23 protein-coding genes are annotated in these 24,203 nt (G+C 41.5%); 20 read left to right on the top strand and 3 right to left on the bottom strand.

From position 1 onward, the window contains the following. Positions 1 to 13: 13 nt before the first annotated feature. Genes metF through AAU57_RS00450 form a run of 3 tightly spaced genes read left to right on the top strand, consistent with a single transcriptional unit; the run spans position 14 to position 3,021 of the window. On the top strand, positions 14 to 967 hold the full coding sequence (gene metF, locus AAU57_RS00460; RefSeq protein WP_055411045.1) for a methylenetetrahydrofolate reductase [NAD(P)H]: 954 nt from the start codon (positions 14 to 16) through the stop codon (positions 965 to 967). Positions 968 to 982: 15 nt separating this feature from the next. Further along, positions 983 to 2,119: an acyloxyacyl hydrolase gene (locus AAU57_RS00455; protein WP_055411044.1), complete on the top strand. Its 1,137-nt coding sequence runs from the start codon at positions 983 to 985 to the stop codon at positions 2,117 to 2,119. Then, complete coding sequence (locus AAU57_RS00450) at positions 2,116 to 3,021, top strand: head GIN domain-containing protein (protein ID WP_231717742.1); 906 nt, start codon at positions 2,116 to 2,118, stop codon at positions 3,019 to 3,021. The genes AAU57_RS00455 and AAU57_RS00450 overlap by 4 nt, the downstream gene beginning before the upstream one ends. Here AAU57_RS00450 and AAU57_RS00445 read toward each other — a convergent pair. Both AAU57_RS00445 and AAU57_RS00440 read right to left on the bottom strand, forming a co-directional pair. Beyond that, entirely contained in the window at positions 3,018 to 3,617 is a 600-nt protein-coding gene (locus tag AAU57_RS00445; RefSeq protein ID WP_055411043.1) for a DUF2911 domain-containing protein, read from the bottom strand. The two genes, AAU57_RS00450 and AAU57_RS00445, sit on opposite strands and share 4 nt — an antisense overlap. Positions 3,618 to 3,666: 49 nt before the next feature. Next, complete coding sequence (locus AAU57_RS00440; RefSeq protein WP_055411042.1) at positions 3,667 to 4,458, bottom strand: tRNA pseudouridine synthase A; 792 nt, start codon at positions 4,456 to 4,458, stop codon at positions 3,667 to 3,669. Positions 4,459 to 4,534: 76 nt separating this feature from the next. Here AAU57_RS00440 and AAU57_RS00435 point away from each other — a divergent pair, with 76 nt between their 5' ends. Together AAU57_RS00435 and AAU57_RS00430 are read left to right on the top strand one after the other, a co-directional pair. Next, positions 4,535 to 4,837 (top strand): DUF6364 family protein, encoded by a 303-nt coding sequence (locus AAU57_RS00435; RefSeq protein ID WP_055411041.1) that lies wholly within the window; start codon positions 4,535 to 4,537, stop codon positions 4,835 to 4,837. 1 nt (position 4,838) lies between these two features. Further along, the gene (locus tag AAU57_RS00430; protein ID WP_055411040.1) at positions 4,839 to 5,243 is read left to right on the top strand and encodes a type II toxin-antitoxin system VapC family toxin; all 405 of its coding nucleotides are present in this window, start codon (positions 4,839 to 4,841) and stop codon (positions 5,241 to 5,243) included. Between the two features lie 45 nt (positions 5,244 to 5,288). Here the strand turns inward: AAU57_RS00430 and gldA are convergent, their stop codons facing one another. Next, positions 5,289 to 6,191 (bottom strand): gliding motility-associated ABC transporter ATP-binding subunit GldA, encoded by a 903-nt coding sequence (gene gldA / locus AAU57_RS00425; protein ID WP_055411039.1) that lies wholly within the window; start codon positions 6,189 to 6,191, stop codon positions 5,289 to 5,291. 278 nt (positions 6,192 to 6,469) lie between these two features. Between gldA and AAU57_RS00420 the strand changes: the two genes are divergently transcribed. The 15 genes from AAU57_RS00420 (at position 6,470) to der (ending at position 24,161) form a co-directional block, all read left to right on the top strand. Beyond that, a complete protein-coding gene (locus AAU57_RS00420; protein ID WP_055411038.1) occupies positions 6,470 to 7,282 on the top strand; it encodes a prephenate dehydratase in 813 nt (270 codons plus the stop codon). After that, positions 7,279 to 8,442, top strand: a complete 1,164-nt coding sequence (locus AAU57_RS00415) for a pyridoxal phosphate-dependent aminotransferase (protein ID WP_055411037.1) — start codon at positions 7,279 to 7,281, stop codon at positions 8,440 to 8,442. The genes AAU57_RS00420 and AAU57_RS00415 overlap by 4 nt, the downstream gene beginning before the upstream one ends. Then, a complete protein-coding gene (locus AAU57_RS00410) occupies positions 8,439 to 9,299 on the top strand; it encodes a prephenate dehydrogenase (RefSeq protein WP_055411036.1) in 861 nt (286 codons plus the stop codon). Before AAU57_RS00415 ends, AAU57_RS00410 begins: the two co-directional genes overlap by 4 nt. After that, a complete protein-coding gene (locus AAU57_RS00405; protein ID WP_055411035.1) occupies positions 9,289 to 10,377 on the top strand; it encodes a bifunctional 3-deoxy-7-phosphoheptulonate synthase/chorismate mutase type II in 1,089 nt (362 codons plus the stop codon). The genes AAU57_RS00410 and AAU57_RS00405 overlap by 11 nt, the downstream gene beginning before the upstream one ends. A gap of 90 nt (positions 10,378 to 10,467) precedes the next feature. Further along, complete coding sequence (gene rsgA, locus AAU57_RS00400) at positions 10,468 to 11,472, top strand: ribosome small subunit-dependent GTPase A (RefSeq protein ID WP_055411034.1); 1,005 nt, start codon at positions 10,468 to 10,470, stop codon at positions 11,470 to 11,472. Continuing rightward, a complete protein-coding gene (gene dtd / locus AAU57_RS00395) occupies positions 11,469 to 11,918 on the top strand; it encodes a D-aminoacyl-tRNA deacylase (protein ID WP_055411033.1) in 450 nt (149 codons plus the stop codon). The genes rsgA and dtd overlap by 4 nt, the downstream gene beginning before the upstream one ends. Before the next feature lie 158 nt (positions 11,919 to 12,076). Further along, a complete protein-coding gene (locus tag AAU57_RS00390; RefSeq protein WP_055411032.1) occupies positions 12,077 to 13,924 on the top strand; it encodes a DUF3857 domain-containing transglutaminase family protein in 1,848 nt (615 codons plus the stop codon). Position 13,925: 1 nt separating this feature from the next. Then, complete coding sequence (locus AAU57_RS00385; protein ID WP_055411031.1) at positions 13,926 to 15,944, top strand: DUF3857 domain-containing protein; 2,019 nt, start codon at positions 13,926 to 13,928, stop codon at positions 15,942 to 15,944. Then, entirely contained in the window at positions 15,945 to 16,271 is a 327-nt protein-coding gene (locus AAU57_RS00380; RefSeq protein WP_055411030.1) for a nucleotide pyrophosphohydrolase, read from the top strand. A 5-nt stretch (positions 16,272 to 16,276) separates the two neighbouring features. After that, positions 16,277 to 17,521, top strand: a complete 1,245-nt coding sequence (locus tag AAU57_RS00375) for a 3-phosphoshikimate 1-carboxyvinyltransferase (RefSeq protein WP_055411029.1) — start codon at positions 16,277 to 16,279, stop codon at positions 17,519 to 17,521. 67 nt (positions 17,522 to 17,588) lie between these two features. Continuing rightward, on the top strand, positions 17,589 to 18,641 hold the full coding sequence (queA, locus tag AAU57_RS00370; protein ID WP_055411028.1) for a tRNA preQ1(34) S-adenosylmethionine ribosyltransferase-isomerase QueA: 1,053 nt from the start codon (positions 17,589 to 17,591) through the stop codon (positions 18,639 to 18,641). Positions 18,642 to 18,738: 97 nt separating this feature from the next. Next, positions 18,739 to 20,442, top strand: coding sequence for a T9SS type A sorting domain-containing protein (locus AAU57_RS00365; protein ID WP_055411027.1), 1,704 nt, complete (start codon positions 18,739 to 18,741; stop codon positions 20,440 to 20,442). 56 nt (positions 20,443 to 20,498) lie between these two features. Then, entirely contained in the window at positions 20,499 to 21,551 is a 1,053-nt protein-coding gene (rlmN, locus tag AAU57_RS00360) for a 23S rRNA (adenine(2503)-C(2))-methyltransferase RlmN (protein WP_055411026.1), read from the top strand. Between the two features lie 176 nt (positions 21,552 to 21,727). Next, on the top strand, positions 21,728 to 22,705 hold the full coding sequence (locus AAU57_RS00355) for a polyprenyl synthetase family protein (RefSeq protein WP_055411025.1): 978 nt from the start codon (positions 21,728 to 21,730) through the stop codon (positions 22,703 to 22,705). A 151-nt stretch (positions 22,706 to 22,856) separates the two neighbouring features. Continuing rightward, a complete protein-coding gene (gene der, locus AAU57_RS00350) occupies positions 22,857 to 24,161 on the top strand; it encodes a ribosome biogenesis GTPase Der (protein ID WP_055411024.1) in 1,305 nt (434 codons plus the stop codon). The last annotated feature ends 42 nt before the right edge of the window (positions 24,162 to 24,203 follow it).

The raw sequence follows: 24,203 nt of genomic DNA, 5'->3' as shown, positions 1-24,203 counted from the left end.
CACAAAGGACTACATGAAGATTACCGACCATATCAAACAAGCAGATCAAGCGCTGTTTAGCTTTGAGATCATACCACCAGTAAAGGGCAAGTCTATACAGGAACTCTATAACAATATCGATCCCTTGATGGAATTCAAGCCGCCATTTATAGATGTGACAACTTCTCGAGAAGAGTTTATCTACATAGAGAAAAAAGGCGGTTTGCTGGAGAAAAAACTCACCAGAATGCGACCTGGAACGCTGGGAATTTGTGCTGCGATACAGAATAAATATGACGTAGATACCGTACCACATTTGCTTTGTGGTGGTTTTACCCAGCAGGAAACAGAATATCTTCTAGTAGACTGTCAATATCTTGAGATTGATAATGTCATGGCGCTGCGCGGCGATGCCCGTAAGGAAGAAAAGCGCTTTGAGAGTACAGATGGAGGTCATAAATATGCCATCGATCTGGTGAAGCAAATCAATGATTTGAATAAAGGACACTACTTGCATGATGTTATTGAAATTTCCTGTGATGTGGATTTTTGCATAGGCGTGGCTGGTTATCCAGAAAAGCATGAGGAATCACCCAGCATGAAAACCGATTTAAAGCGTTTAAAGGATAAAGTGGAAGCCGGTGCACATTACGTAGTGACCCAGATGTTCTTTGACAACCAGAAATATTTTGACTTTGTAAAAGCGGCTCGCGACATAGGCATCACCATACCTATTATCCCAGGAATCAAGCCTATCGCGACTAAGGCACATTTACAATTGCTTCCTAAAACGTTCCATCTGGACATCCCGCAAGATTTAGTGGATGCGGTAGAAAACTGTAAGACAAATAAAGACGTACGTCAGGTAGGCGTGGAGTTTTGCGTCGAGCAGTGCCGCGAGTTGCTGGCGCACGATGTACCGGTGCTGCATTTTTACAGCATGGGAAAAAGCGATAATATTTATGACATTGCCAAAGCTATTTTTTAATGTAGTTTCGCCCTAATGACGAACCGTTTTATCATTCTTGTGGTTTTTTTCGCTTTCGCGAAAGCGATAACAGCACAATCCCAAGAACAATTTCCTAAGATTGCGACCCTAGATGTATCCTTGATGCATGGGACTATCCTGCAGCACAATCCAGATATTTCCCATCTCATTACAGAGCATCCCAAAGGTGTTTTGCTTAGTTACAATCGCAAGACCTTTGGAGAAGAAGAATGGGAATCGCGCTACGGTTTTCCAGATTGGGGTTTCAGTGCTGCCTATCAGGACATGAAAAATTATAATCTGGGCGAGGCATATAGTGCCTATGCACATTACAATTTTCACTTCTTCAACAGGAATTTGCAGTTTAGAGTAGGTCAAGGACTGGCCTACATGACTAAACCATTTGATGTGGAGACAAACCCGCAGAACAATGCTTACGGTACGACCATCACCAGTTCTACCTATTTGGTGGCAAACTATAGAAAGGAGAACATCTACAAAGGTCTAGGTTTTCACGCTGGTGCGAGCATTATACATTATTCCAATGCTAATGTGCGTGCGCCCAACAATTCTACCAACACCTGGTTTTTTAACGCAGGAATCAACTATACCTTGAATCGTGACGAGATTCCAGAATATAAGATCTGGGAAAAACGTGGTTATACAGAGGCTATTGGCATCAACGCCATGGCTCGACTAGGTTTTAATGAGAGCGATTACCGCGGTAGCGGTCAGCATCCGTTTTATGATTTCTCTGTGTATGCTGATAAGCGCATCAATATCAAAAGCAGTTTACATGCTGGTGTGGAATTATTTGTAGCCGAGTTTCTTAGAGAATTCCGCGATTATCAAGCCAATAGTTTTCCAGAAAACGGCATCACCGGTGATGAAGATCATAAACGAGTTGGACTTTTTATAGGTCACGAGTTGCATTTAGGAAAAACGAGTGTGTTATCGCAATTTGGGTATTATGTGTACCAGCCTATCGAGTTCGAATCCAAATTTTACAATCGATTGGGATTACAAAGAAGGTTGACAGACAACCTATTTGCCAGCGTCACCGTAAAAGCACACGGCGCCAAAGCAGAAGGCGTGAGCCTAGGAATAGGCTATAGATTCAAAGAAGTCTTTAATTCTAAAGCGGAGTTATGAAGGAAGTTAGGAGTTCAGAGTTAGAAGCTTATGGTGTGTTCTTTGAAAAATTCAGAATGTATATTCACTACTTATTTCAATGTCTTTTCGAACCACAGCGCCGCACTGAGCCTGTCGAAGTGTCGAGAACAGTTCAGTTTCTACAGTTTTTTTCATTTGCAATAATCTGTTTAGTAGCAACTACCAGCTGCGACAGTGAAGAAGGCCTAAATTGCACTCAAACCGCTGGTGACATTCAAAGTTTTGAAGTAGAAGTGGAGCCTTTTGACAAGGTGGTCATTTTTGAGCGCATGGGCGCTACCTTCAAACAAGGTCCTGTTCAAAGAGTAGTGGTGACTACCGGCGAAAACCTATTCAATGACATAGATGTCAAGGTGATTGATGGGCAGCTGCAAATTGTCAATAACAACGGCTGTAATGTAATCAGAGATTATGGGATCACTCAAATTGAAATCACATCACCTAATCTTACCGAAATCAGAACCAGTACCGGCGAGGACATTAAAAGTGAAGGCGTTCTCAATTATCCCAATCTAACATTGCTTTCTGAAGACGCCAGCGTTGAGGAAGATTTTTATAATACAGATGGCGACATGCGTCTGGAACTCGACACGCAAAATCTCACGATTGTTTCCAATAACTTAAGCTACTTCTATTTGAATGGAACAGTAGAAAATGCAGATATCACCTTTCTAGAAGGCGATGGCAGAATCTATGCTGAGGATTTGGAAATTCAAAACGCCCAGATTTTCCATAGAGGAACTTCAGAATGGCGTATGGACGTAAAACAAAACATCGCCGGTACCATTAATGGCTACGGCGATGTAATATTAAAAACAAGACCTACAACCGTGGACGTGGACGTCACCTGGCAAGGCAAGCTGATCTTTTTAGATAACTAGAGAATCGTGATAGGAAGCTCAGCTCTATAAGTTCCCCAACCCATTTTCATATGCACAACGTTGTCGTTGTTAGGAGAATACAAGGCAATGCTCAGGTTTTCAAGACTTTTATCTTCTGTAGTTACAGGAATAGTTGTGGTCAACACATCCATCTCTGCCTTGTGAGAGAAATTTCCCCATCCATCATTTTCTGCATTGATGTGGAACGTCCACTCATTCTCAGTAGGTACTACAACAATAGAATAACGACCTGCTGGCAACACTTGGTCACCTATCATCGCGTTGGACATTAAGGTGATTTCTGTACTTTCATTAGCACCTAATCTCCATTTGGATCCATATTTTGTTATACCAGAACCTTTCTCGTCAGTTGCCGTGAATACGTTACGACCGTTAAGACTAGGTCTGCTGTATAGCACTCTGATTTGTGGTTGCAGGGCTGCTTTTTGCTCGTCCGTTTTCGCGAAAGCGCGCTTAGTAGCTTGCGCTGGATAGTAAGCGGCATCCATTGGGCTCTTGTCCAATTCAGCAAATTCCTGAGCGGTTGCTGTAAAAGTGATCGCCATGGCAGCTGCGGCTAAAAGTATGTTTTTCATGATGTTGTGATAAATTATTTGTTGGTACAATAATAAGCGGTAAGCGCTCTTACTGTGTTAATTCCGTTCTAAAAAGTATCAGTCCGCTGCTGGGAGCAATGTGCGATAAATGAATCTGATTGGAGCCATCTAGCGTTTGCTCGAATTCAGTCCAACTCATTTTTCCCATTCCCAGATCAAAAAGTGCTCCCATCATGAGTCGCACCTGGTGGCGTTTGAAACCTTTACCGCTTACGCGAAAGCAGAAACTCTCCTCAGGGAAAAAGTTTGCTGTAAAGAGATTGTTTTCTTCTATATAACAACTTTCTACCACGCTTGTCGTAGTGGTTCCCGCAGTAGGTTTATAGGTATAGGACCAGAAATCCTTCTCGCCCACAAACAGTCGGGCTGCTTTTTTCATGAGCTCAATGTCAAGTTCTGTTTTCATGTACACCATGAGCGGCGCGCAAAAAGGATGGAATTTCTCACCATGCGAGAAAAGATAGATGTACTCCTTGAGCTTGGGCGCATTGATGATATTAAAGTCTGCTGTGGTAGGCTCAATGCTCAATGCTCTAATGTCACTAGGCAAGTTGAGGTTGAATTCTTTTAGAAAGACCTCAAGATCGGCAATGGGATCGTCATCAAGAAACAATTCAATCGCCGTTTCATTGACGGACACTCGAGCATCTGTTCTACCTGCAGCAAGCACTTTAAAATTGGAATGATCAAAAACAAATCGCAACGTGCGCTGCACCATACGTTCCACGGTAGGAAGGTCCGGCTGCTTTTGCCAACCATGAAACCTGAAACCTAGGTACTGGAATTTGATTATATAAAAGTATCTTTCTTTTCTGAACATCCTGCAAAGATGTGGAATCCTTTTATATCAACAGGAATAATATTTTATACGTATATTTAAATAAAGTACACGTATCATGAAAAAGAAACTCACATTAAGTATCGACGAAGCTGTAATTCAAAAGGCAAAGGAATTTGCTCAAGGAACGGATCGTAGCTTATCTGAATTGATAGAAAGTACCCTTCAAAGGATATTGAATGGCTCAACTATAAACGAACCTGATACATCATATAGAACTGAAAACCGAAAACAGAAAAAACAAAATGGTGAATGGAAATTACCAGATTTTCTCAGTGGAATTGCGGGTGTCGCTCCTTTAGATATTGATTATGTAAAAGATCGTGATATGATTAGAGAAGAGCGTTATTCAAAGCAATAGGATGAAATATTTCCTTGACACCAACATACTAGTCGATCTTGTGACTATGAGAGCACCATTTGGAAAGGTTGCCGCTCAATTATTTGAAACCGCAAAAAAGGAAAAGTGGGAGCTATTTTCCTCTGCGATTAGTATCACGACAACACACTATATCTTGTCTAAATCATTGGACAATAGATCTGCTACAGAGGTTATTGGAAAAATTCTAGATCTGTTGACCATTGTTCCCGCAGATTCTTCCATCTTACGTAGAGCGGTTTCTCATCCAATTAGCGATTACGAAGACGCTGTACAATTTGAATGCGCTGCATCCCTAAAAGGCGTCGATGGCTTCATTACCAGAAACAAAAAGGATTTTAAACACGCCAGCATTCCAGTGTTTGCGCCAGAAGAGGTTTTGTTTTAGGTTTTTTGTTATTTAGTAAGAAGTACAAAGGACAAAGTTAGATTTTTATTCACCCGTCAACTCCTGAAACATCGCTTCCAGATTCTTGTTTCTTTTATTTAAGGAAAGAATCTTCAATTCATTATCATGGGCAAAATCAAAAACGCCGCTGCGCTGGTCTTTTTTGGTTTCAAAACGCAATCGGTAATTGAAGCCGTGAAGTTCTTTGACTTCGCGCACTAGAGGTATGCGCTGTAACAATTCTGGTTCCACACGATAGTCAAACTCAACATCGATTACCTGGATCTCATCGCTTTTGAGATTCTTTAGATAATCATCGGCGACGATTTGTCCTTTATTGATGATGATCACTCGATCACACATGGCCTCAACTTCTTGCATAATATGCGTAGAAAGTAGGATGGTCGTGTTTTGGGATACTTTGCGTATCAGACTGCGTATCTCTACCAGTTGATTGGGATCTAGACCTGTGGTAGGTTCATCAAGGATCAAGACTTTGGGCTCGTGCAGCAAGGCATTGGCCAGACCTACACGTTGTTTGTAACCTTTGGAAAGCTCTTGGATCTTTTTGTTCTTATGTGATTCCAGACCCGTTTCCAGAATCACGGCTTCAATGCGCTGGGAAGCGTTTGAAACCTTATAAATACTAGCGCTAAATGCGAGGTATTCCTTCACATACATATCTGGATATAGCGGGTTGTTCTCTGGCAGGTAGCCTATGGAACTTTGTACCGCTCTGGATTCAGTCGTTACATTTTTTCCATTGACTGTCGCGGTGCCTTCATCTGCATTGAGATAAGTCGTTAGAATACGCATCATGGTAGATTTTCCAGCACCATTGGGCCCCAAAAAGCCAACGATCTCTCCAGATTTAATGGAGAATGAAACGTCATCCAGCGCCTTTTGGCTGCCGTATGTTTTAGTGATGTTGGAAACTTCAATAGACATAAGGTAAAGATAGGAATTGTGAAGAGTTCGCTTTCGCGAAAGCGATAACATTATCCACAACAATAACGTTATCGTAATCTTTTTATTTAAATATTAAGTTTTTTCTATGTGTTTTAAATAAAGTATTTTACATTAGCCACTTATTATGAATTCAACAACTTACTTCTGGTCACGTTACTACTTCTATTTTATGGAAGAACGGACTCTATTGAAGTAATTTAAAATATATCACTCACAATAAAGTCCTGAATCATTCAGGACTTTTTTTATAGGACCAAATGAAGGTTGCAATACAAGGTGTAAAGGGATCGTACCACCATCAAGTGGCTGATCTATTGTATGGAGAGGTCGAGCTGCTGGAGTGCAGCACTTTTGACCAATTGAGTCGTGCCGTGGCTCAAGGCGATGTGGATAAAGGCGTCATGGCCATAGGCAATTCCATCGCTGGTAGCATCTTGCCTAATTATACACTGATTAGTGAAAATGGGCTGAACATTACTGCAGAGTGCTATCTGGACATTGACCACCAACTCATGGCTCTCAAGGGTCAATCACTGGATGATATTGTCGAGGTGCAATCGCATCCCATGGCTTTGTTGCAATGCAAGCCATTCTTTAGAGACTATCCTGAAATAAAACTGGTAGAAACTGATGATACTGCGGCAGCGGCCTACCGTATACAGCGCGATGGCAAAAAAGGTATCGCAGCCATAGCGTCCAGCATCGCAGCGACCATCTATGATCTGGACATTATTGCCAGTGACATTCAAGAAATCAAAAACAACGCTACCAGATTTGTAGTGGTAGAAAAGGAACAAGAGGATCAACAGGAACCCAACAAGGCGACGATCAACTTTGTGAGCAGTCACGAGGCTGGATCGCTGGCGCGTATATTGACGATTTTTGGCGCACAGCGCATCAACCTTACTAAAATTCAGTCCATTCCAATTGTGGATAAGCCTTTTCTATTCTCTTTTGTGGCAGACCTAGAATTTGAGGCATTAGATCAATTTACCAAAGCAAGACAGCAAATCCAGCCGTACATAAAAGAGTTGACGGTCTTAGGAATTTATAAAAGCGCTACATTATGATAGCAACAGCAAAAAGACTTGATAGCGTTCAAGAATATTACTTCGCCACAAAATTACGCGAGGTACGCGCATTGATGAATGAAGGCAAACCTATTATCAATGCAGGTATAGGCAGTCCAGACTTGCTGCCTCCAGATCATGTGATCCCAGCACTAATAGAAGCATTGCAGGATGACAAGGCGCACGGCTACCAGAGTTACCTGGGCTTGCCAGAATTGCGCCAGGCGATGGCAGATTTTTATCAGTCGTACTACCATGTTCAGCTTAACCCAGAGACAGAGATCATACCCTTGATGGGAAGTAAAGAAGGTATTTTGCACATCTCACTTGCATTTTTAAATCCAGGCGATCAGGTCTTGATTCCAGATCCTGGCTATCCTACCTATGCGAGTGCGACCCAATTATGTGAGGCGCAAGCCGTGACTTACCATCTTACTGCAGATCACCACTGGATGCCAGATTTCGAGGCTCTGGAACAATTGGATCTATCCAAAGTAAAACTTATGTGGACCAATTACCCCAACATGCCTACAGGTGCCGCGGGAAATATTGAAGTTTTTGAAAAACTAGTCGCGTTTGCGCGCAAGCATGATATTCTGGTCGTTAACGATAATCCATACTCTTGTGTAGGTTATGAAAAAAAGATCAGCATCCATCAAGTAGAAGGATCATTGGATTGTGCGCTGGAGCTTAATTCCATCAGTAAAACCTTCAACATGGCTGGCTGGCGTGTTGGGATGTTGACAGGAAATGCAGAAGTATTGAAAGAAGTTCTTAAAGTCAAGACCAATATGGACAGCGGTATGTTCTACGGTGTACAAAAAGGCGCCATCGCAGCCTTAAAAACCGATGCGCTATGGCTAGCAAATCAAGATGAAACCTATACCAAAAGAAGAGAATTGACACTACAAGTTGCACATGCTCTCAACCTAAAACCAGAACCGCAAACTGGTGGTTTATTTGTATGGTGCAAGTTACCAGATGGCATACATGACGATAAGGAGTTTGTGGATGATGTGTTGCATAACAAGCACATCTTCATTACACCAGGAAGTATCTTTGGTAAGAACGGTGCTGGCTACGTTCGGTTTTCTCTTTGTGTAAAGGAAGAGGAAATAGCTACAATGCTTGATAGGGTATCCAAAAAAGAGAACGCATGAAAAACGTATTTCTTATAGGAACCGGCCTGATAGGTGGATCCATGTTGCTAGACTTGCGGGAGCATTTCAAGGATGCTGTTTTTTACGGTGTTGATCAGAATGAGTCGCATGCAAAACGTGCGGTAGAAAATGGTATCGTGGATCAGGTAGCTAGTATAAAAGACGTGGTTAATGCAGACCTTGTTTTGATTTCGGTTCCTGTAGATGCAGCTCTTGAAGTATTGCCACAGGTGCTGGATCTTGTGCCAGAACTGGCGCTGGTCATGGATGTGGGCTCTACTAAAGAAGAGATTTGCAAAACGGTAGAGAACCACAAGAATAGAAGACAGTTTCTCGCGGCACATCCCATTGCGGGAACAGAGTTTTCTGGGCCAGACGCCGCGATAAAATCCCTGTTTAATGATAAAACCATGATTGTTTGCGAGGTAGAAAAAACCGCATTCAAGCTGCAAGAAATGGCCAAAGAAATATTTGACGTACTTGGAATGAGAGTGAGATACATGACGCCACTTACTCACGATAGGCACATCGCATTTGTTTCCCACCTATCACATATCTCAAGCTTCATGTTGGGAAAGACGGTGATACAGGAAGAACAAGTAGAGCAGGACATTTTTGACCTCGCCGGCAGTGGTTTTGAAAGCACCGTACGCCTGGCCAAAAGTTCGCCAGCGATGTGGACGCCCATTTTTGCGCAGAATAAGAAACACGTCCTGGACTCGCTGGACGGATATATTGAAAATTTAGTTCGCTTTCGCGAAAGCGTAAACAACAATAACTACAAAGCCATATTTGACGATATGGAACAAACCAACCGAATAAAAACGATTTTAAAAGGAATACAAAATGGAAAATAAGAAAGAGTACAGTAACTGGCTGGACGCCCATCAATTGAACCATCCGTTAGTAATCGCGGGACCTTGTAGTGCAGAAACTGAAGAACAAGTCCTCAAGATCGCCCATGAACTGAAGGAAAGTGATACCACATATTTACGTGCAGGAATCTGGAAACCTAGAACACGACCAGGAAACTTTGAAGGAGTAGGCGCCATAGGATTGAAGTGGCTTCAAAAAGCCAAAAAGGAAACTGGACTGCTTACCGCTACCGAGGTAGCCAACAAAGCCCACGTGGATCTTGCTCTAGAACACGATATCGATCTTCTATGGATAGGTGCACGATCTACCGTGAGTCCATTTATTGTCCAGGAAATTGCAGATGCACTGGAAGGAACTGATAAAGTGGTTTTGGTAAAGAATCCAGTCAATCCAGATCTAGCTTTATGGATTGGAGCTTTGGAGCGATTATATACTGCAAACATCAAAAATCTAGGTGTGATCCATAGAGGTTTCTCCACCTATGATAAATCAAAGTACCGTAACAATCCAGAATGGCAAATTGCTGTGGATTTTCAAACGAAATATCCAGACATACCGCTTATCTGTGATCCATCACACATTACGGGAAAACGTGATATGATTCTAGAAGTATCCCAAACCGCGCTTGATCTTAACTATGATGGTTTGATGATCGAGACGCACATAGATCCAGACAATGCCTGGAGTGATGCCGCACAGCAAGTAACACCATCGAGTTTGATCCAGATCACCAAGGATTTGAAAATACGTAAAGAGATGGACGATGAGGCTGGATATCAAGCAAAACTGGGACAATTGCGTGCACAGATTGATGTAATTGACAATGCCCTAATTGAGACGTTGGGCAAGCGTATGAAAACGGCAGACTCCATAGGTGAATTGAAAAAATCCAGAAACGTAGCCGTATTACAATCCAAAAGATGGAACGAGATTCTAGGGAAAATGATCCTGGAAGGTGAAGGTCATGGTTTAAGTGAGGAATTCATTCTTAAGGTTTTCAAAGCGATACACCAGGAATCCATCAATCACCAAGAGAAGATTGTAAACATTTCAAAATAAGAAGCATTGAAGCAAAGGTGTTTGAGAAGAGTTTACTTTCTCTTTTCAAATACCTTAATTTTGAATATGAAAAACTCACTCAAAAACTAAATGACGGGAATCGTTTACAGGTCGACCGGTAGTTGGTACGAGGTAAAAGGAACTGATGGTGCTTTTTATTCTTGTAGAATCAAGGGTAAATTCCGTTTAAAGGGAATCAAGAGTACCAATCCTGTTGCTGTAGGTGACCAAGTTGATTTTGAGATCGAGAAAAAAGGTGATGAAGAAATAGGCATCATCAATGTCATTCATGAGCGCGAGAATTACATCGTTCGCAAATCAGTAAACCTTTCTAAGCAAACGCACATCATCGCGGCAAATGTCGATCAGGTTTTTCTTCTGGTCACCTTAAATAATCCGCCAACATTTACCTCGTTCATTGATCGATTTTTAGTCACGGCAGAGGCGTATCATATTCCTGCTGTTTTGGTATTCAACAAAATTGATACCTATAATGACGATCAGGATCAAGTTGCCATCGATAAAGAAACGGGTGAAGAGATGCTCACGATGACAGAGCTTGATGAGGTGCGCTACCTCATGCATCTCTACAAATCTATAGGGTACGAGTGCATCGCCATAAGTGCAGAAACCGGTAAGAACATAGATCAGGTAAAAGAGAAAATGCAGGAAAAAACGAGCATGTTTGCTGGCCACAGTGGTGCTGGAAAAAGCACGTTAGCAAACGCAGTCGAGCCCGGACTGGACTTAAAAACCAAAAAGATTTCTGACCAGCACCAGCAAGGTCAACATACGACGACCTTTGCCGAAATGTTTGACCTAAGTTTTGGCGCTCGTTTGATCGACACGCCTGGAATCAAAGGTTTTGGAGTTGTGGATATGGAAAAAGAAGAAATAGGCGGCTATTTTCCAGAGATCGCATCGCGTCAACAAGACTGTAAGTTTCATAATTGCTTACATATAGAAGAGCCTAAATGCGCCGTCAAGGAAGCTGTTGAGAACGATGAAATCCACCTAAGTCGTTATGAGAGTTATGTCCAGATCGTCAATGGCGATGAGGATAATTACCGCACTGATAAACACGCCATTCAATGAGAGTAGTCGTACAGAGAGTTTCTAATGCCAGTGTGCATAGTGGTGGACAAAGCCTAGGTTCCATTAATCGTGGATTGCTGGTTTTGATTGGCATCACGGCCACAGACACCAGTGAGGACATCGATTACCTGGTGCGCAAGATTTGTGGCTTACGCGTATTTGCCGACAATACTGGAAAGATGAATTTAAGTATTGATGAGATTGACGGCGATATCTTGGTGGTATCCCAATTCACTTTGTATGCACAAACTAAAAAAGGGAATCGTCCCAGTTATATCAATGCAGCAAAGCCAGAAGTTGCCATACCATTGTACGAGGCTTTTGTGAGTTCGCTTTCGCGAAAGCGAAATAAATCCATTCCCACAGGTTCCTTTGGGGCAGATATGCAAGTGAGACTGGTCAATGATGGTCCTGTCACTATAATTATCGATAGTAAAGAAGAATGATTATCGATTAATAGAAAGACATCCTTTAACAGTGCGTTAAGTTTTGTATTGTTCTTTAACAAAACCTAAAAAAGCCATATTTTGTCGTTTGTATGAAGAATATTACAACTCCACTCTTATTTTTTTTCCTTTTTAGTTTTGCCTGGTGCCCAGCTCAAATGGATTCCAAACTTGTCTCGATAACCATTCCTTCACATTTGAAGGAAAATACGAATGCGGTTATCCGCAAGCAAGATGTAGTTGTAGAAATAGATGATATCGATGAGATAACAGTAACTGAAGATAGGGTTGTGACGGTCTTCAATGAGACCGGCATGAACTATGTCAACGCATATCAAGGCTATAGCGATACGAGAAAAATTAAGGATTTAGAGGCTGTTATTTACGATGCCTTAGGCAACGAGATAAATAAATTTAAGGAGCGAGATTTTAGAGACGCTAGCGCCGTGAGTTCTGGAACCTTATATGCAGATGATAGAGTCAAATATTTGGAATACACACCACGATCTTTTCCTGTCACTATTCATTACACCGCCGAAGTACAACTAAGGTCTACTGCCTTTCTACCTCAATGGATGCCATTAGAGAATTTTTATTGCAGTACAGAGTCCAGCACTTTCAAGATCATTAATAACTCAAGTACCCAGGTCAAATACAAGGAAAACAACTTGGAAGGTTATGGCATTAAAAAACTGGGTGATCTACATTATGAAGCTAAAGAACTAGCTGCTATCAAAAGTGAAGCCTATCGACCAGATTTTAAAAGCTTTGCACCGCACGTCAAATTTGCGCTCAAGGATTTTGTGATGGAAGGCGTTACAGGAATCAATAATGATTGGAATGATTTCGGTAAATGGATGCACGATGAACTTTTAACAGGAACAGAAGCGTTACCTGATGAGGTCAAACAGGAAATTCTTGAATTAACTAAAGATGCCAAAACAGATAAAGAAAAGGCTCAAATAGTCTACCAATACGTTCAGGATAGATCTCGATATATAAGCGTTCAAGTTGGAATAGGTGGTTGGAAACCTATCGAAGCCGCAGAGGTTCACAAAATGGCATATGGAGACTGTAAAGGTTTGTCCAATTACACGATGGCCTTAATGAATACAGTTGGTGTTACATCCTATTATGCAGCAATTTATGGTGGTAGAGAAAAGATAAGCATGGATAAGGACTTCTCTATGACTGAAGGGAATCATGTGATTCTCTATCTACCAGAGCTTGAAGGGGAAAAGGATTTCTGGCTGGAATGCACGAGTAAAACGGCACCATTTGGTTACATGTCAGATTTTACAGATGATAGAGATGCGCTGGTAATCACGCCTCAAGGTGGAAAACTGGTACGAACTTCAAGTTATGAACCTAATGAAAGTGCGCAGCATACAACAGCCTTGTTTAAAATCAATCAAGAAGGCAGCGTAACTGGAGACGTCAATATAAAATCAGAAGGAGTGCAGTTTGCCTGGCGCAGTCACTTAGGCTTTCAAAACAGCTCAGATCTCAAAAACAGTTATTTAGAACAGTGGAGTTACCTGAATGGACTTACCATACTTGAAGCTAGTAATTCAAGCGAGAAATCCATCCCTATGTTTGAGGAGGATCTATCTATCAAGATACCGAGTTATGGCTCCAAGACCGGTGACCTTCTCTTATTCCAACCCAATGTTCTTAATAGAAACACCGTAGAGCCACCATCATATACAAGCCGCAATTTAGATTTTGAAATTGATAGGGATTATGTGGATGAAGATCATTATGAGATAAAGCTGGAAGATGGTTTAAGCGTTGATGCTTTGCCAGATTCGGTTGCGTTGGATGCAGAGTTTGGTAAGTACCAATTATCTTTTCAAATAGAAGATGATCATACAATTGTTGTCGATCGTCACTTGGAAATATTTTCAGGGATTTTTGATAAGTCAAAGTATGAGGATTTTAGAAAATTTAAAGCAGAAATAGTGAAGCACGACAACGCCAGAGGAGTGCTCAAAAAATTGAATTAATATGAGATTATTTTTACTAATAGGTGTTCTTTTCACCACATTGACAGCGTTTGCACAGGATTATCGTTTTGGAAGAGTAGAGGAAAGTGATTTTGAAACGACCACTATCGCCGGCGAAGAGCTTCCAAGTGCAGAAGTTTTATTTAGAAAAGAACATGTCACGTTTAGATATGTTCAAGGAACTGGATTCATTCAATACAGAGATGTTCATGAACGTATCAAAATCAATACTGATGAAGGTCTTGAATACGCTACCAAAAATGTTAGACTCTATGACGAGAGCAGTTCTAAAAGAGAACGCTTGAAGAATTTGAAAGGCTACACGTACTCCCTAAATGATGGAAAGGTAGAAGATGTCAAGTTGCGCAGCTCAGGTGAGTTTGAGGAAGAGATAAATGAGTACTGGAAAAAATCAAGCTTCACAATGCCAGATGTCAGAGTTGGGTCAATAATTGAATATGAGTATTCCATTGTTTCGCCTTTTATGGCTATCGATGACCTTGACTTGCAGTATGACATACCCATCAAAAAATTAGATGTTAGAATAGAGATGTTAGAATACTACACGTATAATGTTCTCTTTAATCCTAGAGCTTCATACGTCCCAAGTTTAGAGCGATCTGTAGCTGCTGATAAAATTAAGATCAATTCTAAGACTCGTTCTGGAGGTGATATGGGCAGTCCCGTAAGTACAAAATTTTCTTCACAGCAATACGAATTGAGTAATCAGGTTCTTGTTCTTGATACTGAAAATATTCCAGCGCTTAAAGATGAACCCATGGCTGGAGATCTTTCACTTTATCGATCTAAGATTATTTTTGAACTTGCTGCAATCAAATATCCTACTGAACCTATTGAATTATTGAGTACCAATTGGGAGTCTGTCGCAAAATCCATCTATGAACTTGATACGTTTGGTGACCAATTGAAAACCAAACCGTTTTATGAGGATGAACTTGAGTTTGCCTTACAAGGATCTACCAGTGTTGATGATAAAATCCAAAAGGTATATGACTTTGTAAAACGTAAAGTAAAATGGAATGGATATTATGGATTCACTTCAAGAAACGGAATAAAGGACGCCTATAAAGAGGGTTCTGGTAATGTAGGTGACATCAACTTATTACTTACATCCATGCTGCAAAATGCAAATATTGACGCACATCCCGTATTACTTAGTACAAAGGACAACGGCATACCACTTTTTCCAACAAGAAACGGTTTCAATTATGTGGCTACAGTGATAAATATGGGCGATAAAACATTGATGCTCGACGCTACTGAAGAGGTTTTGCCAGTAGGTTCACTACCATTAAGAGCAATGAACTGGCAAGGAAGAGTCTTATTACCTAATGGCGAATCATACTGGCTTGATATTTCCCCTAAAAACCATTCTAGCGAAATGTCTCAGATCAAAGTTGCCATTGACGAGGATATGGTAATCAAAGGGACTTCTAAAAAACGTCTTACCAAGCAATTGGCCTACTCATACCGTAAGGATCATTCAAGAAGCGATGAGGAAACCGTCACTAAATATTTGAAAGATGATGTACCTAGGTTAGAGATTTCTGATTTGGAATTGAAAAATGTTGATGTGATCAATAAACCGGTCGAATTCTCTTATCAAATTGCGATGGATGGAGCTGCAGAAAAAATTGGAGACAAGATTTACATATCGCCATTACTTAACGAGAGCAACATAGAAAACCCATTTAAAATGGAAGATCGCAAGCTGCCAATAGTTTTGGGGTATCCATTATCCACTAAAACCTTTGTGACTTTTGAAATTCCTGATGGTTATGAAGTAGCGTCTTTACCAGAAAGTATCAAATATGAATATAATAATGGGCGTGGTTCTTATCAATTCTTAACATCTTCACGCAGCAATGTCGTTACCGTATCAGCTAATTTTGAAATGAATGATCTGGAAGTCCTGCCTGGAGATTACCCACAATGGAAAGATTTTTTCACAGCTATAGTGGCAAAAGACGCAGAAAAAATCGTCCTCAAGAAAATTTAAATGAGCCTCAAACAAATACAAGAACAAGTAGACGCCTGGATTAAGAATCACGGCGTGAGATACTTCAATGAATTGACAAACATGGCGCAGCTCACTGAAGAGGTTGGTGAAGTAGCCCGCATCATAGCGCGACGATACGGCGAGCAAAGCGAGAAGGAAAGTGATAAAAACAAGGATCTAGGAGAAGAACTGGCAGATGTGATGTTTGTTGTTCTTTGCCTTGCTAACCAGACAGGAACGGATCTGGAAGCCGCTTTCGCGAAAAAGTTGCAAATCAAAACAGATCGCGATCACGATCGTCATCATAACAATGACAAGCTCAAGTAATCTATATGAATCTAAAACTTAGAGCTTCTCAATCCAAAGTTCAGGAACCTGTAGAGATCAAGATCACAGGCTCTAAAAGCGAAAGCAACCGCTTGCTCATACTCCAGCAGCAATATCCTAACCTAAGTATAGCAAACCTTTCCAATAGCGACGATACCGTCCATTTAAAACACGCGCTGGAAAGCGATGCCCAGACGCTGGATATAGGACACGCGGGAACTGCAATGCGTTTTTTGACCGCTTACCTGGCAAACCAACCAGGAAAAAAAGTTATTCTCACCGGTAGCCAGCGCATGAAGGAGCGTCCCATCGGTATCCTGGTAGATGCTTTAAGATACCTAGGAGCCCAGATCGATTATGTTGAAGAAGAAGGTTATCCGCCATTGCAAATTGAAGGTAAATCGCTCAAAGGTGGTGAAGTGACTATGGATGCTGGCGTTTCCAGCCAGTATTTGAGTGCATTGTTGCTCATAGGTGCACAGATGGAGAATGGTCTGCATTTGCGACTTTCAGGAAAACTCACCTCGAGACCTTATTTAGAAATGACCACCACCATGTTGACCGACATAGGTTTACAGGTAACCTTTGAAGATAATCACATAAGCATACAGCCTCAAAAAAATATTGATCAAGTAGAAGTGACCGTTGAGTCAGACTGGAGCAGTGCCGGCTACTGGTATGGTTGGGTAGCGCTGCAGCCTGCGGGATATACCGTTAAACTGAGTGCCTACAAACAGATAAGTCTTCAAGGTGATGCCCAGCTGTCTAGCATTTATGAAAAAATGGGCGTGAAAACCCAATACGGTACCAACGAGATCACGCTCACAAAGTCTCAAGAGTTTGAGCAACCTGACGGCCTGGAATTTGATTTGACTGAGCAGCCAGATCAGGCGCAAACTATTTTTGCTACCTGTTTGGGTTTGGGTATCGACTTAAAAATGACTGGTTTGCACACCTTACGTATCAAGGAAACAGATCGTATCGCTGCAATGGAGGTTGAAGGGGCACGCTTTCGCGAAAGCGAAATAACTTCCACCTCTAATTCTATCCATCTTCATTTTCCCAGCGACAGTCCGTTTAACAAGACCGTACGAATCGACACCTACAATGATCATCGCATGGCACTGGCTTTTGCGCCTTTGTGTCTCAAAACAGATCTGATAATCAATGATGCAGGTGTGGTTTCTAAAAGCTATGGCGACTACTGGGATGATTTGAAGCTTGTAAACGTCGATATTACAGAAATTTAAGTCCTCATTTACTTGACAACGCCTATTTCAGGATCGTATATTTGCAAATTATAATTAAATCAATTTAATGAAGTTATCACAATTTGGTTATAAGCTGCCAGAGGAGCTTATAGCGCAACATCCCGTAGAGAATAGAGACGAGTCGCGCCTAATGGTACTGCACAAGAAAACAGGCGAGATAGAGCACAAGATGTTCAAGGATGTCATCGATTATTTTGATGAGAAAGATGTATTTGTGATGAATGATACCAAGGTTTTTCCCGCCAGATTGTATGGTAACAAGGAAAAAACAGGAGCACGCATCGAGGTATTTCTTTTAAGAGAATTGAACCCAACGACTAAGTTGTGGGACGTTCTTGTAGATCCAGCTCGTAAGATCAGGATTGGTAACAAACTATATTTTGGTGAGGACGAGAGTCTCGTGGCTGAGGTAATTGATAACACGACCTCACGTGGGCGAACCTTGCGCTTTTTGTACGATGGGACTTATGAGGAGTTCCGCAAGAAATTGCGTGAGTTGGGTGAGACACCACTTCCTAAAGAATTGGGTCGTGATGTAGAACCAGAAGATGAGGAACGCTACCAGACGATCTATGCCTCTAACGAAGGTGCCGTAGCCGCGCCAGTGGCAGGATTACACTTCTCTAAGCACTTGCTCAAGCGCATGGAGATCAAAGGCATTGATGTAACCAGTGTGACCATGCACATAGGTTTGGGAACCTTCTCACCAGTTGAGGTGGAAGATCTTTCCAAACATAAAATGGACAGCGAGCAAGCTTTTATATCTCAAGAAACTTGCAACATCGTGAATAAGGCCATTGATGAGAAAAGAAATATTTGCGCGGTAGGAACAACGACGATGAGATCATTGGAAAGTGCCGTTAGCAGTGACGGTCACTTAAATACTTTTGATGGATGGACTAATAAATTCATCTTCCCAGAATATGAGTTCTCTATCGCAAATGCGATGATCACTAACTTCCATCACCCTAAATCAACACTCATGATGCAGGCCGCTGCATTTGCAGGTTATGATTTTCTTAAAAAGGCCTATGATGTGGCGATGAAGGAGAAATATAGATTCAGTACCTATGGCGACGCCATGTTGATCATCGATTAATTGAAACTAAAAGTTTAATAAAAAGCCCTTTGTTCGTTTTGAATAAAGGGCTTTTTAATTTCAAATCGTATATTTCCATCACCCCAAAATAATTACCATGAAACATACTTTGTTTTTATTTCTATTCTGCATAGCCTTCTGTACCACAGCGCAGGTGACTAATGAGGTTGCTCCAAGAAGTTGGTCTATGATTGAGAAATCATTGACTAAACCAGAGCCTATAATTTTGCCCAAAGTTGATGTGCTTTCTCTCCAGGCAGAAGATAAGACCAGTAATGCCGATGGTATCAATAAGGCGCTGCGCATAGGAGCGGATGTGCCTGTTCAATTAGATCTATACAATAGTGGAGCTTGGACTGATCTGCCTAATGGAGATCGACTTTGGAAATTAAATGTAAAGTCAAATGGTGCTTACTTCATGAGGGCAATCTTTGATTTGTACAGCATACCAACTGGAGGTGAGCTATATCTTTATAATGAATCCAAAACGGATAAAATTGGACCCTATACTTCTAATGAAAATTCAGAAAGTGGTGTGCTGGGAACTTGGATCATAAGTGGTGACAACTTCTGGCTGGAATATTATGAGCCTAAAGCAGTAAAAGGATTAGGGCGTTTGAGTATTGAAAAAATTACGCATGGTTATATAGATGTATATGCTAATGAGAAAGTGGGAAATCTAAACGATTCATTTGCGTGTAATGTGGACGTGCTATGTAACCCAAACCAAGGTTCACGGACTTCTAAAAACTGGACCGCCGCTAGAGATAATCATATTAATTCAGTTGGTCGATTACTTATTTCGAGTTCTCGAGGCACAGGTTTTTGTTCAGGATCATTGGTAAACAACGTGACAGAGGATGGTACACCCTATTTTTTAACCGCAAATCACTGCTTAGGTACTGGGTCTAATAAACCTGTCAATGGAGTAGGAGCGAGTTACTCAAATAATTTTGCCTTTGGTTTTCAATGGTTTACCGACACGCCTGATTGTGCCACTTTTGCGGGTACTAATGGGCCTTCTCAACCTACTCGAGTTTTAAGTGGTGGATCAGTGAAAATGAATAACGATAATAGCGACATGGCGCTATTATTAATTAATCAGATGCCTCCTGCGGTTTGGGATTTATATTATGCTGGCTGGAATAATAGTAACGTATCCGTTCCAACTACGCAAATGGGGTTGCATCACCCATCAGGAGACATCATGAAACTTTCAAGAAACGATGAAATATCATCAAGAACACCTTTTAATTTCAATGACAATCCTAGTACTCAAGTCTGGTTGATTAATGATTGGGAATATGGCGTGACGGAAGGTGGATCTTCTGGTAGTATGCTACTTAATCAAAACGAACAAATTATCGGAGTGCTATCTGGAGGTTCTGCAGCGTGTAATGGTACCTCAGATAACGGTGGTTTTGATATATATGGTCGAGTTGATAACAATTGGTCTAATGGTCCCAACGCTGCACAGCGACTTAGAGATTGGTTAGATCCTAATAACACAGGAGCCGTATCCATAGAAGGATCTTATTTCTCTACTTTGAGTAACACTACGTTTGAATCGCCTAGAATGGATATAAGGATTTACCCAAATCCATCCAGCGGCATATTCACCATAGACAGCGATCAACAGGTAGCCTATCAAGTATTCAATTTGAACGGTCAATTGATTGTGGAGTCTGCTGCGGGAATTTCTAACAACACATTGGATTTATCTAACGCAGGAAATGGTTTGTATTTCATCAAGCTTACAGCAAACGGTCAAACCGTCACTAAAAAGATTATCAAGCAATAAGCTCTTTAAAACCTTAAGTGCGTCGCGAGATTTCTTAATTTTGCGACGCATTTTTTATGGAACAAACTCAAACAAATAAAATCGATATCAGGTCTCTGGACCTAGTACAATTACGCCAATATTGTGTGGATCGTGGTGAGAAAGCTTTTAGGGGCAATCAGATCTATGAGTGGTTATGGAAAAAAGGGGCACATGATTTTGATGACATGACTAATATCTCAAAATCTACCAGAGCGTTCCTTGATCAACATTTTGTGATTAACCATATTAGGGTGGACGACATGCAGCGCAGTAGCGATGGTACCATAAAAAATGCCGTAAAACTGCACGATGGTTTAACGGTGGAATCTGTTATGATCCCAACGCCTACGAGGACCACGGCTTGTGTTTCCTCGCAGGTAGGGTGCAGTTTGAATTGCGAGTTTTGTGCCACGGCACGTTTAAAACGCATGCGCAACCTCAATCCAGACGAGATTTATGACCAAGTAGTGGCAATCGACCAGCAAAGCCGCGCCTATTATAATCGTCCCTTGTCAAACATTGTATTCATGGGAATGGGCGAGCCGCTCATGAATTATAAGAATGTCATTAAGTCCATTGATAAGATCACAGGTGATGACGGGCTAGGCATGTCGCCTAAACGTATCACACTTTCTACCAGTGGTGTTCCTAAAATGATCAAGAAATTGGCAGACGATCGTCCCAAGTTCAACCTCGCACTTTCACTGCACAGCGCCATTGATGAGAAACGCGTTAAGATCATGCCATTCAATGAGCAATTCCCACTAGATGATATCAAAGAAGCCCTGAAATACTGGTACGAGAAAACCGGTACCAGAGTCACCTATGAATACGTCGTGTGGAAAGGGATCAATGATCAAATGGAAGATGTCCAGGCGCTCGTAGAATTTTGTAAAGTCATTCCCTGCAAGGTCAATATCATAGAATACAACAGTATAGATGACGCACGATTTGAGCAGGCGGCTACCAAGGCTATTGATATGTATGAGCACGAGTTAGAGAAGAATCGCATCGTGGTCAACATACGCCGCAGTCGTGGTAAGGATATCGATGCAGCTTGCGGTCAATTGGCTAACAAATCTTCCTAGAATATTTATTTCGCTTTCGCGAAAGCGAATAACTTACACATTCAAAAACACCTTTCTAAACCGGTTTTCAAGCAATATCACGGTAAACAATTGCCCGTGTTTTTTTCTACAATTTCCAGGCGTGCAAAAATAGCTAAGCATTCGATTTCTAAATCAATGACGCCTATCTTTGAAACATGAAGATCGTAGAACAGATCAAGCAGCCTATCGCCTATGAGATGGAACTCTTTGAAGAGAAATTCCGTTTATCGATGGCGTCGCGCATACCGTTGCTCAATCGCATTACCTACTTTATCGTCAACCGCAAGGGCAAGCAAATGCGTCCTATGTTTGTGTTCCTAACGGCCAAAATGGTAGGCAATGGTCAGGTCAATGACCGCACCTATCGTGGTGCCGCGGTAATCGAGTTGATTCACACGGCAACCCTAGTGCATGATGATGTGGTGGACGATAGCCTCAAGAGACGCGGATTCTTCTCAGTCAACTCTTTGTGGAAGAATAAAATAGCCGTTCTAGTGGGTGATTATCTGCTTTCTAAAGGCTTGCTTCTAAGTATTGATAACAAGGATTTTGATTTGTTGCAAATCATTAGCGTTGCAGTGCGTGAGATGAGTGAAGGTGAATTGTTGCAAATAGAAAAAGCCAGACGACTGGACATTACGGAAGAGGTTTACTACGACATCATCACTAAAAAGACAGCCACGCTCATTGCCGCTTGTTGTAGCTTAGGTGCCTGTGCGGTATCACCTGATAGCCCTAGCGTTGAGAAGATGCGCAAATTTGGTGAACTTATAGGTGTGGCCTTTCAAATCAAAGACGACCTCTTTGATTATGGCAACCAGCGCATAGGGAAACCTACTGGGATTGATATCAAGGAGCAAAAGATGACCTTGCCGCTAATCTATACGCTCAACAACGCTTCCAAAAAGGATAAAAAGTGGCTCATAAACTCTGTAAAGCGACATAACCGTGATAAAAAACGGGTTAAAGAAGTGATACAGTTGGTGAAGGATGCAGGTGGTTTGGATTATGCCGTCAAGGCCATGTACGACTACAAACAGCGCGCTTTGGACATACTCAATACCTATCCAGAATCAGAATACAAACAATCCTTGCTCACGATGGTGGATTATGTAATCGACCGTGAGAAGTAGCAGTGGTGTTGGATAAATTTCGCTTTCGCGAAAGCGAACTCTAAAACAATCCCAACCGCAAATAAATAGACTGTAAGAGTCCACACATTCTATCGTTAATTGCAGCCGTTGCGCACTTTAAAAAAATTACCTTTGCAGCTGCAAAAGCAGGATTATGAGTATTGTAGCAATTGTTGGTAGGCCCAACACTGGTAAAAGCACCCTTTTTAATAGATTGATCAAGCGTCGTGAGGCTATCACAGATGCGGTTAGTGGTGTCACAAGGGATCGTCATTATGGGAAAAGCGACTGGAACGGTCGTGATTTTTCGGTTATCGATACCGGTGGTTATGCCATAGGTAGCGAGGATGTTTTTGAAGAGGAAATCGACAAGCAGGTAGAACTTGCTATTGATGAGGCAGATGTTATTCTATTCATGGTGGATGCCGCAGATGGTATCACACGCGAGGATGAAGATGTCGCGCAGTTACTGCGTAAGGTCAAGAAACCTGTACTGTTGGTCGTCAATAAAGTAGACAACCCATCTAGGGAACAAGAGGCTTATGAATTTTATAATTTGGGATTGGGTGATTATTATTCGATCTCAAGTATAAGTGGTAGCGGTACTGGTGATTTGCTGGACGCTGTTGTAGAAAATCTGCCAGAGCCTAGAGAAGAAGTAGAAGAGAATCTGCCAAGATTTGCTGTTGTAGGACGTCCTAATGCAGGTAAATCTTCCTTTATCAATGCACTTATAGGCGAGAATAGATATATCGTCACTGACATTGCCGGTACGACCAGAGACTCTATTGATACAAAGTATAACCGATTTGGTTTTGAATTCAACCTGGTAGATACGGCTGGAATACGTCGCAAGAAAAAAGTCAAGGAAGACCTAGAATTCTATAGCGTGATGCGCAGCGTGCGTGCCATTGAACATTGTGATGTTTGTATGGTGGTACTAGATGCTACGAGAGGTTTTGACGGACAGGTGCAAAATATTTTTTGGTTAGCAGAACGCAACCGAAAAGGTATCGTGATCCTGGTCAATAAATGGGACCTTGTAGAAAAAGAAACGAATAGCGTGCGTGATTATGAAAAACGCATACGTCAAGAGATGGAACCTTTTACAGATGTGCCTATAGTTTTTATATCGGTATTGAACAAGCAACGTATTTTTAAAGCTATTGAAACAGCAGTTGAGGTCTACAAAAACCGAAGCAAGAAGATCAAAACCAGTAAGCTTAACGAGGTGTTGTTGCCTATTATAGAAAATACGCCACCACCATCACTTAAAGGAAAGTTTGTAAAGATCAAATTTATAACTCAGCTGCCTACACCACAGCCACAGTTTGCCTTCTTCTGTAATTTACCGCAGTACGTACGTGAACCTTATAAGCGTTTCTTAGAAAACAAACTACGTGAAAACTTTGATTTTCATGGTGTTCCCGTCAGCGTATATATGAGGAAGAAGTAATAATTGCTATTCCTACACGTTGAAGGAATGGACTATACAGAC

The sequence above is a fragment of the Nonlabens sp. YIK11 genome (assembly GCF_001413925.1).
In the GTDB taxonomy this organism is placed as follows: domain Bacteria; phylum Bacteroidota; class Bacteroidia; order Flavobacteriales; family Flavobacteriaceae; genus Nonlabens.
The sequence above is the reverse complement of the archived record's forward strand: the minus strand, read 5'-3'. Positions and strand labels throughout refer to the sequence as shown.

Excerpts from the sequence above, each read along its gene's own strand:
- AAU57_RS00365 (WP_055411027.1), top strand. The coding sequence starts at position 18,739 with ATGAAACATACTTTGTTTTTATTTCTATTCTGCATAGCCTTCTGTACC.
- AAU57_RS00445 (WP_055411043.1), bottom strand. The coding sequence starts at position 3,617 with ATGAAAAACATACTTTTAGCCGCAGCTGCCATGGCGATCACTTTTACA.
- AAU57_RS00355 (WP_055411025.1), top strand. The coding sequence starts at position 21,728 with ATGAAGATCGTAGAACAGATCAAGCAGCCTATCGCCTATGAGATGGAA.
- AAU57_RS00390 (WP_055411032.1), top strand. The coding sequence starts at position 12,077 with ATGGATTCCAAACTTGTCTCGATAACCATTCCTTCACATTTGAAGGAA.
- AAU57_RS00455 (WP_055411044.1), top strand. The coding sequence starts at position 983 with ATGACGAACCGTTTTATCATTCTTGTGGTTTTTTTCGCTTTCGCGAAA.
- AAU57_RS00420 (WP_055411038.1), top strand. The coding sequence starts at position 6,470 with ATGAAGGTTGCAATACAAGGTGTAAAGGGATCGTACCACCATCAAGTG.
- AAU57_RS00380 (WP_055411030.1), top strand. The coding sequence starts at position 15,945 with ATGAGCCTCAAACAAATACAAGAACAAGTAGACGCCTGGATTAAGAAT.
- AAU57_RS00410 (WP_055411036.1), top strand. The coding sequence starts at position 8,439 with ATGAAAAACGTATTTCTTATAGGAACCGGCCTGATAGGTGGATCCATG.
- queA (WP_055411028.1), top strand. The coding sequence starts at position 17,589 with ATGAAGTTATCACAATTTGGTTATAAGCTGCCAGAGGAGCTTATAGCG.
- AAU57_RS00430 (WP_055411040.1), top strand. The coding sequence starts at position 4,839 with ATGAAATATTTCCTTGACACCAACATACTAGTCGATCTTGTGACTATG.
- rlmN (WP_055411026.1), top strand. The coding sequence starts at position 20,499 with ATGGAACAAACTCAAACAAATAAAATCGATATCAGGTCTCTGGACCTA.
- AAU57_RS00385 (WP_055411031.1), top strand. The coding sequence starts at position 13,926 with ATGAGATTATTTTTACTAATAGGTGTTCTTTTCACCACATTGACAGCG.
- rsgA (WP_055411034.1), top strand. The coding sequence starts at position 10,468 with ATGACGGGAATCGTTTACAGGTCGACCGGTAGTTGGTACGAGGTAAAA.
- AAU57_RS00435 (WP_055411041.1), top strand. The coding sequence starts at position 4,535 with ATGAAAAAGAAACTCACATTAAGTATCGACGAAGCTGTAATTCAAAAG.
- gldA (WP_055411039.1), bottom strand. The coding sequence starts at position 6,191 with ATGTCTATTGAAGTTTCCAACATCACTAAAACATACGGCAGCCAAAAG.
- metF (WP_055411045.1), top strand. The coding sequence starts at position 14 with ATGAAGATTACCGACCATATCAAACAAGCAGATCAAGCGCTGTTTAGC.
- dtd (WP_055411033.1), top strand. The coding sequence starts at position 11,469 with ATGAGAGTAGTCGTACAGAGAGTTTCTAATGCCAGTGTGCATAGTGGT.
- AAU57_RS00440 (WP_055411042.1), bottom strand. The coding sequence starts at position 4,458 with ATGTTCAGAAAAGAAAGATACTTTTATATAATCAAATTCCAGTACCTA.
- AAU57_RS00415 (WP_055411037.1), top strand. The coding sequence starts at position 7,279 with ATGATAGCAACAGCAAAAAGACTTGATAGCGTTCAAGAATATTACTTC.
- AAU57_RS00375 (WP_055411029.1), top strand. The coding sequence starts at position 16,277 with ATGAATCTAAAACTTAGAGCTTCTCAATCCAAAGTTCAGGAACCTGTA.
- AAU57_RS00405 (WP_055411035.1), top strand. The coding sequence starts at position 9,289 with ATGGAAAATAAGAAAGAGTACAGTAACTGGCTGGACGCCCATCAATTG.
- AAU57_RS00450 (WP_231717742.1), top strand. The coding sequence starts at position 2,116 with ATGAAGGAAGTTAGGAGTTCAGAGTTAGAAGCTTATGGTGTGTTCTTT.